This is a genomic window from Streptomyces sp. NBC_01237 (assembly GCF_035917275.1).
GTDB lineage: Bacteria > Actinomycetota > Actinomycetes > Streptomycetales > Streptomycetaceae > Streptomyces.
The window spans coordinates 1122607-1132391 of the sequence record NZ_CP108508.1 but is presented as its reverse complement, the minus strand read 5'-3'; the positions used below and the strand labels follow the sequence as shown (position 1 = coordinate 1132391).

8 protein-coding genes are annotated in these 9785 nt (G+C 69.9%); 6 read left to right on the top strand and 2 right to left on the bottom strand.

Going from position 1 to position 9785, the window contains the following annotated elements; genetic code table 11:
* Positions 1-162 precede the first annotated feature (162 nt).
* The 6 genes from OG251_RS05060 to OG251_RS05035 all read left to right on the top strand — a co-directional run bounded on the left by OG251_RS05060 (position 163) and on the right by OG251_RS05035 (position 6227).
* Positions 163-516 (top strand): hypothetical protein, encoded by a 354-nt coding sequence (locus OG251_RS05060; RefSeq protein WP_326675958.1) that lies wholly within the window; start codon positions 163-165, stop codon positions 514-516.
* A 254-nt stretch (positions 517-770) separates the two neighbouring features.
* A complete protein-coding gene (locus tag OG251_RS05055) occupies positions 771-2795 on the top strand; it encodes a CocE/NonD family hydrolase (RefSeq protein WP_326675957.1) in 2025 nt (674 codons plus the stop codon).
* Positions 2792-3787 carry an ABC transporter substrate-binding protein gene (locus OG251_RS05050; protein WP_326675956.1) on the top strand — a complete coding sequence of 332 codons (996 nt, stop codon included), beginning with the start codon at positions 2792-2794 and terminating at the stop codon, positions 3785-3787. The genes OG251_RS05055 and OG251_RS05050 overlap by 4 nt, the downstream gene beginning before the upstream one ends.
* Positions 3788-3866: 79 nt before the next feature.
* A complete protein-coding gene (locus tag OG251_RS05045; RefSeq protein ID WP_326675955.1) occupies positions 3867-4865 on the top strand; it encodes an ABC transporter ATP-binding protein in 999 nt (332 codons plus the stop codon).
* Entirely contained in the window at positions 4862-5569 is a 708-nt protein-coding gene (locus OG251_RS05040; RefSeq protein WP_326675954.1) for an ABC transporter permease, read from the top strand. Before OG251_RS05045 ends, OG251_RS05040 begins: the two co-directional genes overlap by 4 nt.
* A gap of 4 nt (positions 5570-5573) precedes the next feature.
* Complete coding sequence (locus OG251_RS05035) at positions 5574-6227, top strand: ABC transporter permease (protein WP_326675953.1); 654 nt, start codon at positions 5574-5576, stop codon at positions 6225-6227.
* Between the two features lie 100 nt (positions 6228-6327).
* On the opposite strand, the gene OG251_RS05030 is transcribed toward OG251_RS05035, so the two are convergent.
* Together OG251_RS05030 and OG251_RS05025 are read right to left on the bottom strand one after the other, a co-directional pair.
* Complete coding sequence (locus OG251_RS05030; RefSeq protein ID WP_326675952.1) at positions 6328-6882, bottom strand: YceI family protein; 555 nt, start codon at positions 6880-6882, stop codon at positions 6328-6330.
* 266 nt (positions 6883-7148) lie between these two features.
* On the bottom strand, positions 7149-9461 hold the full coding sequence (locus OG251_RS05025; RefSeq protein ID WP_326675951.1) for an FdhF/YdeP family oxidoreductase: 2313 nt from the start codon (positions 9459-9461) through the stop codon (positions 7149-7151).
* Positions 9462-9785: the final 324 nt, after the last annotated feature.

The following is a 9785-nucleotide window of genomic DNA, read 5'->3' as shown; positions in this document are numbered from 1 at the left end:
GGCCGTCCGTCACGATGGTGATCGTGACGATCTGCCGAAAGGCCCATGCCGCGTAGACGGCCCGGCGCGCTTCGCGCCGAAGACCCGGTGGCGCCGGTCCCAGGCCCCTGGACCGAACGGATTCCGGGCCTCTCCGAGCGCACCTGCGCCGAGGTTCAGCGCATGGAAGGCGAACACGACGACCCTGCGGGCGGCCTGTGGCGTGGCGCGGTCGAGGCCGCGCTCAGGCACTATCGGGCGTTCCTGCGGCAACCCGGCCGCTACCTCGACCTGTGTTTCGAGGTCTCTCCCCATCCGGAGTCCTCGCTCGTCAACGTGGCGAACGCCCGGGACCTCCTGCAAGAAGCGCTGTGCTCCCTGCCCCCGTCCGCCCGCGCCGAGCTCGGGCGGCTGGTGGCGGCCCTCGATACCGAGCTGCGACGTCGGACCCTGCCCGATCCGCTCGCGCACCGGCGCGTTCGGTGCGGTGGCGGATGGTGGCACCGGCGGCTCTACGACGGTGAGTTCCGGTGGTGAGGTTCTTCGGCCGGCACCGTCGCGCCCCAACGCCGGTGATACGGAGCGGAGATCGGCCCCGTCCACCCCCGAGAGAGTGGCCGAAAAGAGCGGGTGGGAGGTGTTCCTCTGGCGCCCCCTCGGCAGAGGGGCATCATCCGTCTACCCCCGATGCCCCCTCGCAATCCTGTGCTCTTGTTCACCGTTAAACAATTCCGGAATATCCAGGAATATACGTCCAGTTCATCCCAGCTGCTCGTCTATCGTCCGGGATCATGAGCACCACCAGTACCTCGCAAACCACCGCACGTCACCCCGTACGCGTCCTGCGCCACGTATGGATTCCTCTCAAGGACGGCAACAGGCTCGCCGCCCGGGTGTGGCTGCCCGCCGACACCGAGGGGCCGGTTCCAGCCGTTCTGGAGTACATCCCGTACCGCAAGAACGACGGCACCGCGCCCCGTGACGTGACCCTGCACGCTCAGTTCGCCGCCGCCGGATACGCGGCCGTGCGCGTCGACTGCCGGGGCAGCGGCGACTCCAGCGGCATCATGCTCGACGAGTACCACGCCACCGAACTCGCCGACGCCCTCGAAGTCCTCGACTGGATCGAGGGCCAGGACTGGTCCGACGGCCAGGTGGCGATCATCGGCAAGTCCTGGGGCGGATTCAACGGCCTCCAGATCGCGGCGCTCCAGCCGCCGCAACTGCGCTGCATCGTCACCGTCTGCTCCACGGACGACCGGTACGCCGACGACGTGCACTACGCGGGCGGTTCCCTGCTCGCCTCCGAGATGCTGCCCTGGGCCGCGACCATGCTCGCCTACAACGCCCGCCCCGCGGACCCCGCCGTGCTCGGCGACTCCTGGCGTCAGGAATGGCTGGACCGGCTGGACCGCACGGTCCCCTACGCCGAGGAGTGGCTGAGCCACCAGCGCCGGGACGCCTACTGGCAGCACGGATCGGTCTGCGAGGACTACTCCGCGATCAAGGTGCCCGTCTACGCGGTCGGCGGCTGGCTCGACCCCTACCGGGGCGCCGTCCTGCGGCTCATGGAGAACCTGGAGGTGCCTTTCAAGGCCATGCTCGGGCCCTGGGCGCACACCTACCCCCACCAGGCCGAACCCGGCCCGGCGATGGACTTCCAGAGCGAGTGCGTACGCTGGTTCGACCGCTGGACGGGCGGTGTCGACGACGGCATCATGGACGAGCCGGCGCTGCGCGCCTGGATCCCCGACCCCGCCCCGGTCGGCTCCGACCTCACCGGGCGTCCCGGCCGCTGGGTCGGCGAGCCCTCCTGGCCCGCACCCGGTGTCGAGGCGCGCGAGCTGCCGCTGAGCACGCTCGGCGGAGCCCCGGGCGCCGCGGTACTCCGCTCGCCGCTGACCATCGGCGCCGGTGGCGGCGACTTCCTCAAGTTCGGTGACGTACCCGGCCAGTACGGGGACCAGGCCGCCGACGACGGCCGGTCGCACACCTTCACCGGTCCCGCCCTGACCGAGCGGCTGGAGATCCTCGGCACCCCCGGGATCACCCTCCGGGTCACCAGCGACCGGCCGCAGGCGCAGCTCGCGGTGCGGCTGTGCGAGGTCGCCCCGGACGGCAGCTCGAAGCTGGTCACGGCGGGATTCCTCAACCTCACCCACCGCGACGGACACGCCGACCCGAAGCCCCTGGAGCCGGGCCGCGCCTACGAGGTGTCGGTGCCCCTGTTCGCCATCGGGCACGCCTTCGCCGCCGGAAACCGCGTCCGGGTCTCCGTCTCCGCCTCCCTGTGGCCCTGGCTCTGGCCCTCGCCCGAGGTGGTCGCCCTGGAACTGGACACCGCCCACGGCGCCCTGACGCTGCCGGTACGCGCGCCCCGCCCCGACGAGGAGGCGGCGCTGCGCCCGTACGGTCCGCCGCGGGCGGTTCCCCCGCACAGCATCGAGACGGCGCCCATCCCCGGCGACCGGAAGGTCAGTCACGACGCCGAGACCGGGGAACAGGTCATCGTGACCACCCCGGCGGACGGCACCATGACGGACCACACCGACGGTCTCACCCGTTCCGGCAAGGATCTCAACCGCTTCCGGCTGGTCGAGGGCGATCCGCTGTCCGCGACGGTGGAGAGCGAGCGTGAGGAGTTCATCAGCCGGGGCGACTGGGCGACGCGCGTGCGCACCCGGTCCCGTATGACCGCCGACGCCAACGACTTCTGTGTGGTCAATCAGCTGTCCGCGTTCGAGGGCACCGGAGCGGCGGAGCGCGAGATCTTCACCCGCACCTGGTCCTTCACCGTCCCCCGGGACCAGGTGTGAGAGGCATCCGCCGCGTGTCGGCGGTCCTGTCCACCCTGGTCGGCAGAGTACGCGGAACGGATTCGGCCCCCACCCGGCGCTCCCGGCTCCGCCGTCCGGCAAGGGGAGCGGCGGCCGGGCTGCTGGCCTTCGCCTCCCTCGTCGCGCTCTCGGGCTGCGGCAGCGCCGTTGCCACGGTCGGCAAGCCCACCGTGGTCATCGGGGCCAAGCAGTTCACCGAGCAGTGGATCATCGGCGAGCTGTACAGACAGGCGCTGACCGAGGCCGGTTACGACGTCGAGCTGAAGTCGAACATCGGCAGCACCACGATCATCGACGGCGCGCTCACCTCCGGTCAGATAGACGTCTACCCCGAGTACACCGGGGTGATCCTCCAGGTGCTGGCCAAGAGCGATTCGATGCCCCCGACCGCCGCGGCGACCTTCCGCGAGGCGAAGACGTATCAGGAGACCCGCGGGCTGACGATGCTCGACCCGACCCCGTTCCAGAACCGCAACGCGGTCGCGGTCAAGCCCGCGTTCGCGAAGGAGCACGGGCTGAGGACCATCGGCGACCTGGCCAAGGCGGACCATGTCGTCTTCGCCGAGTACCCGGACAACATGGAAGGCGCACTCGGCTACCACGACATGGTGAAGGCGCACGGACTCACCAACACCGAGGTGAAGTCCCTGAACATCGGCCTCCAGTACCCCGCGCTGGACAACGGTCAGGTCGACGCCGCCGACGTCTTCACCACGGATCCGCAGCTCGCCCGCGGCGACTACACGATTCTGGAGGACGTGAAGGGCTACTACGGCTACCAGAACGTGGCCCCCGTCATCCGCCAGGGCGTACAGGAGGAGCAGGGCCCGGGGTTCGCCGAGACGCTCAACCGGGTGGACGCGCTGCTCACCGACGAAGCGGTACGTGAGATGAACCGGGGCGTCGACACCGTACGGCTCGCTCCGTCCGAGGTCGCGGCGGAGTTCCTGCGGGTCAACGACCTCATCTGACCTGCGGGGGACCGAACGTCCCGCCCGCACCCCTCGTGTCCGCGACCGTCCGCACCCGTCGCCCTCCAGGAGAAGCCCCATGAGCCAGGAAAACCAGAGAATTCCCGCCGGCGCGCAGGAGATCGTCTTCGACCATGTCGTCAAGACCTACCCCGGCAGCACCTCGCCCGCCGTCGACGACCTGTCGCTGACCGTCCCCGCAGGTGAGATCTGTGTGCTGCTCGGTCCGTCCGGCAGTGGCAAGACCACCGCACTGATGATGGTGAACCGGCTGGCCGAGCCGACCGGTGGCGACATCCGCATCGGCGACCGGTCCATCCGCGACCTCGATCCGATCCAGCTGCGCCGCTCCATCGGCTACGTCATCCAGCAGAGCGGCCTCTTTCCCCACCTGACGATCGCGGCCAACATCGCCACCGTCCCGAAGGTCCTCGGCTGGGACCGGAAGCGGGTGACGGACCGGGTGGCCGAACTGCTCGACCTCGTCGGGCTGCCGGTCGCGGAGTACGGGTCGCGCTACCCCGCCCAGCTCTCCGGCGGCCAGCGGCAGCGCGTCGGCATCGCCCGAGCGCTGGCGGCCGACCCACCGGTGATGCTGATGGACGAGCCGTTCGGCGCGCTCGACCCCATCACACGGGAGCATGTGCAGGACGAGTTCCTGGCACTGCACGAACGCATCCGCAAGACCGTGATCTTCGTGAGCCACGACATCGACGAGGCCGTGAAGATGGGCGACCGCGTCGCGATCTTCCGCGAGGGCGGCAGACTCGCCCAGTACGACACCCCGCAGAAGCTGCTGAAGGAGCCGTGCGACGACTTCGTGGCCCGCTTCGTCGGCGCCGACCGGGGCCTGCGGCGGCTCTCCCTGATCCGCCTCGCGGACCTGGAACTGACCCCCGGGACCACCACGCCCGCGGCCGGGACCGAGCTGCCCGGCCTCGCCGCCGACGCCACGCTCCGCTCCGCGCTCTCCCTCATGGTGGCCGAGGGCACCGACGCCGTCCGGGTCACCGGTGACGACGGCACGGTCCTCGGCACCGCCTCGCTGGACGCGATACGGAAGGCGGGCGCGGCATGATGGGCGGCCCCGTCATCCCCGACTACGGGGACCCCAGTACCTGCGTGGCCAACGACGCCACGTTCTGCGCGGACTGGTTCGCCGACCACTGGTCCAGCCTCTTCTGGCCCGCGCTCGTCCAGCACATCGAGCTCACCCTGATCGCCGTGGTGACCGGCTTCGTCATCTCCTTCCTGATGGCCGTACTCGCCCACTTCCAGGGCTGGTTCGCGGCACCCGCCTCCGCCGTGTCGTCCTTCCTCTACACGGTTCCGCCGCTGGCGCTCTTCCAACTCCTCGTACCGGTCAGCGGATTCTCCGTCCTCACGGTGGAGATCGCGCTCATCGCGTACAGCCTCTACCTGCTCTTCACCACACTCCTCACCGGGCTGCGCGAGGTGCCGGAGGACGCCGTGCGGGCGGCTCGCGGCATGGGGCTGACCAGACGGCAGATCCTCTTCAAGGTCGAACTGCCCCTGTCCCTCCCGGCGCTCGTCTCCGGGCTGCGCGTGACGACCGTGATGACCGTCGGGACCGTCGCCATCGCCGCGTACGTCATCGACGCCGGTCTCGGGTCGCTGATCCTCAAGGCGCTCCAGTCGCCCTTCAACACCCAGTTCGTCGGCGCGGGCGCGCTCGCCGTCGTCCTGGCGCTGACCGCCGACGGCCTGCTGGTACTCGCCGGACGACTGCTCACCCCCTGGGCCCGAAGCAGGAGGGCATAGCCACATGGACACCTTCATCGGCTCGTTCACCTTCATGCACGAGCGGCTGCCGCTGATGCTGGAGAAGACCGGTCAGCACGTGTGGATGTGCGCGGTGGTCATCGCCGTCTCGCTCGTCGTCGCCGTACCGGCCGGACTCTGGCTCGGGCATCTGCACCGCGGTGAGTTCCTCACCACCAGCATCTCCAACATCGGGCGCGCCCTGCCCAACCTCGCCGTCATTGCGATCGGGCTGGGCATCTTCGGCCTCAACTTCACGAACATCGCCGTGGCGCTCCTGATCACGGCCGTCCCGCCGATCCTCAGCCAGGCGTACCTGGCCGTGGACCAGGTCGACCCGGACACGGTCCGCGCGGCGCGCGGGATGGGCCTCACCCCGGTACAGGTGCTCATCAAGGTGGAGCTGCCGCTCGCGCTTCCGCTGCTCTTCGCGGGTATCCGTATCGCGGTGGTGTACGTCATCTCCGCCGCGACGCTGGCCACCGTGGCCGGCGGCGGCGGGCTCGGTGACATCGTTCTCGGCCAGGCCAACTACGGGCTGGAGGGGGTGATCGCCGCCGCGCTCTGGGTGGCGGCGCTGGCCCTCCTGGCCGACGGCCTGATCGGACTGGTCCAGCGCCTGCTGGTGCCCAAGGGGCTCCGCGGCTCACGGGCCTGAGCGGCGGAGACGACCGGGAGAGACCGGCCCCGGACCCCGGCAGGATCTCCTGCCGGGGTCCGGGGCCTGCCGCCATGAGCCGCAGGACGGGCCGCTCCGGTCAGGGCTGCCGGATCGCGGACACATCGAACTCCAGCACGACCTTGTCGCCGACCAGGACACCGCCGCCCTCCAACGGGGCGTTCCAGGTGATGCCGTAGTCCTTGCGGCTGATCGGTACCGAGCCTTCGAACCCGACACGCAGATTGCCGAACGGGTCCGTGGCGCTGCCCTGGTACTCGAAGTCGATGCCGATCGGCCGGGTGACGTCCTTGATGGTGAGGTCCCCGGTCAGCCGGTAGTGGCTGTCGTCGAGCTGCTCGACGCCCGTGGACACGAAGGTGATGTCCGGGAAGTTCGGTGCGTCCAGGAAGTCGTTGGTGCGCAGATGCTCGTCGCGCTGCGCGTTGCGGGTGTCGATGCTCGCGGTCTTGATGGTGACGGACACGGAGGAGTTGGCGGGGTCGGCGCCGTCGAAGTGGCCGGCGCCCTCGAACTCGTCGAACGAGCCCCGGACTTTGGTGACCATGGCGTGCCTGGCCACGAACCCGATCTGGGTGTGGGCGGGGTCGAGGATGTAGTTCCCTGACAGGGAGGCGAGGGGGGTGGTGGTCATGGACCTGCTCCGCGTGGCTCGGGGACGGGATGGGAAGGCGCCCGCCCACGCTAGCCAGGCCCGGCGCGACAGGCGTTCGACCGCGCCCGCACGTCACCCGATCGGCCGGAACGGGCCCGCGGTGAGGTCCATTGCGAGGTTCGCGGCGAGGTCCATGGCGAGGTTCGCGGCGAGGTCCATGGCGAAGTTCGGGGCGAGTTCCATGGCGAGGTTCGCGACGTGTGGGGAGGGGGCGGCGCGGATCTCCGCCCGTACGCCGCTCCCGCTCAGGCGGCGGGGTCGATGGTGACCTTGACGTGCTTCATGATCGGCTGGTCGCTCTGGGTGCTGTAGTCGCTGAGCGCGCACAGCACGTTCATCTCGGGCATATAGCCCGCCGCGCAGCCGCGGGGGATGTCGTAGGGGATGGCGAGGTAGCCGTTGAGGGACCGCCGGCTGCCGTCCTTCGCGGTGCTCGTGATGTCCACGGGGCCGAGGTCGGCGATACCGCGGTCGCGCATGTCGGCCCGGTTCATGAAGACGAGCGTGCGCAGGTTCTTGATGCCGCGGTAGCGGTCGTTGTCGGAGTAGATGGTGGTGTTCCACTGGTCGTGGGACCGCATGGTGCCCAGTGCCAGGGTGCCCGCGGCGGGGACGACGTCGGGCAGGGCCGCGCTGGAGAACTCGGCGCGTCCGGACGGGGTCAGGAAGACCAGTTCACGGGCGGGCTGCTTGATGCGGAAGCCGAGGGGCAGGCGCACACGGCGGTTGAAGTCCTCGAAGCCGTCGAGGGCCCGGGCCATGGTGTCGCGGATACGGTCGTAGTCCTCGATGTACCACTCCCAGGGCGTGGCACTGTCGGGCAGGGCCGCGCGGGCCATGCCCGCGACGATGGCCGGCTCGGACAGCAGGTGCGCGGAGGCGGGCCGTTTCATGCCGATCGACAGGTGGACCATGCTCATCGAGTCCTCGACGGACGTGCTCTGGACGCCCTTGCGCTGATGGTCCTTCTCGGTACGGCCGAGGCACGGCAGGATGAGCGCCCGGCGGCCGTGGACGATGTGGCTGCGGTTCAGCTTGGTGCTCACCTGGACGGTGAGGTCGCAGGTGCGCAGCGCCGCGCAGGTGGCCGGGGTGTCGGGTGCGGCGAGGGCGAAGTTGCCGCCCATGCCGACGAACACCTTCACCTCGCCGCAGCCCATCGCCTTGATCGTGCCGACCGTGTCCAGGCCGTGCTCACGGGGCGGCTCGATCTCGCAGGCCGCGGCGAGACGTTCCAGGAACGCTTCGGTGGGGCGGTGATCGATGCCGCAGGTGCGGTTGCCCTGGACGTTGCTGTGCCCCCGCACGGGGGAGGGGCCCGCCCCTTCACGTCCCAGATTGCCGCGGAGCAGAAGCAGGTTGACGATCTCCCGGACGGTGTCGACGCCGTGCTCGTGCTGGGTGAGCCCCAGACACCAGCTGACGATGCTGCGGTCGGCCTCCCCGTACACGCGCGCCGCCCTGAGGATGTCGGCGCGGCTCAGCCCGGACTGGTTCTCGATCTCCTGCCAGGGTGTGGCCTCGCAGAGCGCGCGGTACTCCTCGAAGCCGGAGGTGTGGCGGTCGATGAACTCCCGGTCCAGGGCCCTGGGGTCGGTCTCGGACTGGTCCAGGACCGCCTTGGCCATGCCGCGCAGCAGGGCCATGTCGCCGCCGATGCGGGGCTGAAGGTTCAGGGTGCTGGTCCGCGTCGTTCTGTAGAGGGCCATGTCCAGGAAGTCGTGGGGGACGATGGTGCGGGTCGCCGCTGCCTCGACGAGCGGATTGATGTGCACGATCTGTGCGCCGCGGTGATACGCCTCGGCGAGGGCGGTGAGCATCCGGGGTGCGTTGGAGGCGGCGTTGACCCCGAGGATGAACAGCGCGTCGGCGGACTCCCAGTCCTTGAGGTCGACGGTGCCCTTGCCGGTGCCCAACGAGGCCTGGAGAGCGCGGCCACTGGCCTCGTGACACATGTTGGAGCAGTCGGGCAGATTGTTCGTGCCCAGTTCACGGGCCATCAACTGGTAGAGGAAGGTGGCCTCGTTGCCGAGCCGGCCGGAGGTGTAGAACGCTGCCTGATCCGGATGGTCCAGCCCCCGCAGAGCCCGGCCGGCCACCTCGAACGCGTCCTTCCAGCTGATCGGGACATAGTGGTCCGACTCGGGGTCGTAGACCATCGGCTCGGTCAGCCGGCCCTGGTTCTCCAGGTCGTAGTCGCTCCACCCGGCCAGCTCGGTCACCGAATGGGCGGCGAAGAACTCGCGGCCCACCCGCTTGCGGGTCATCTCCCACGTGACGTGCTTGATGCCGTTCTCGCAGATGTCCAGGTGGAGGCCCTTGGTGTCGTCCGGCCACGCGCATCCGGGGCAGTCGAACCCGGTGTTCTCGTGGTTCATCCGCATGATGGCCCGCGGCCCGTCCACCAGCGCCCGCTCGTCCACCAGGAAGCGGCTCACGCTCTTGGCCGCGCCCCAGCCGGCGGCGGGGTGGTGGTAGGGCTGGAACCGCGGATCGCCCTGGGGAGCGGGACCGACCGAGGGTTCCAGGGGTTCCTGCTCGTCACGGTCGGTACTCAAGGCACTCAACCCTTCCACCGTTCGGGCACGTGGCGACAAATCGACACTTTTGGGCAGGCTACGCAGGGGGGCCGGCCCACGCCACTCGACCTCGGCGCGCTACGCGGAGTGCGGCTCGCCGCACGGTCACCGGCGCGTGCGGATGGGGACCGGTGCGCCGAGCCGCCGGACTGCGCCTTGTCGGACGCCTGGATAGGCTGAGGACCCCGTTGGATCAGTTCCGATCCCCTGCCTGTTCCATGGGCGGCCTCCCGGGCCGGAGACGTCACCACCTGGCCGAAGGAAAGCCCCGGACCCTCCACCGAGCCGTCGAAGGCGGTCGCT

Bases quoted from the DNA above. Each gene is read 5' to 3' on its own strand.
- OG251_RS05060 (WP_326675958.1), top strand. From the start codon at position 163: ATGGAAGGCGAACACGACGACCCTGCGGGCGGCCTGTGGCGTGGCGCG.
- OG251_RS05055 (WP_326675957.1), top strand. From the start codon at position 771: ATGAGCACCACCAGTACCTCGCAAACCACCGCACGTCACCCCGTACGC.
- OG251_RS05045 (WP_326675955.1), top strand. From the start codon at position 3,867: ATGAGCCAGGAAAACCAGAGAATTCCCGCCGGCGCGCAGGAGATCGTC.
- OG251_RS05040 (WP_326675954.1), top strand. From the start codon at position 4,862: ATGATGGGCGGCCCCGTCATCCCCGACTACGGGGACCCCAGTACCTGC.
- OG251_RS05035 (WP_326675953.1), top strand. From the start codon at position 5,574: ATGGACACCTTCATCGGCTCGTTCACCTTCATGCACGAGCGGCTGCCG.
- OG251_RS05030 (WP_326675952.1), bottom strand. From the start codon at position 6,882: ATGACCACCACCCCCCTCGCCTCCCTGTCAGGGAACTACATCCTCGAC.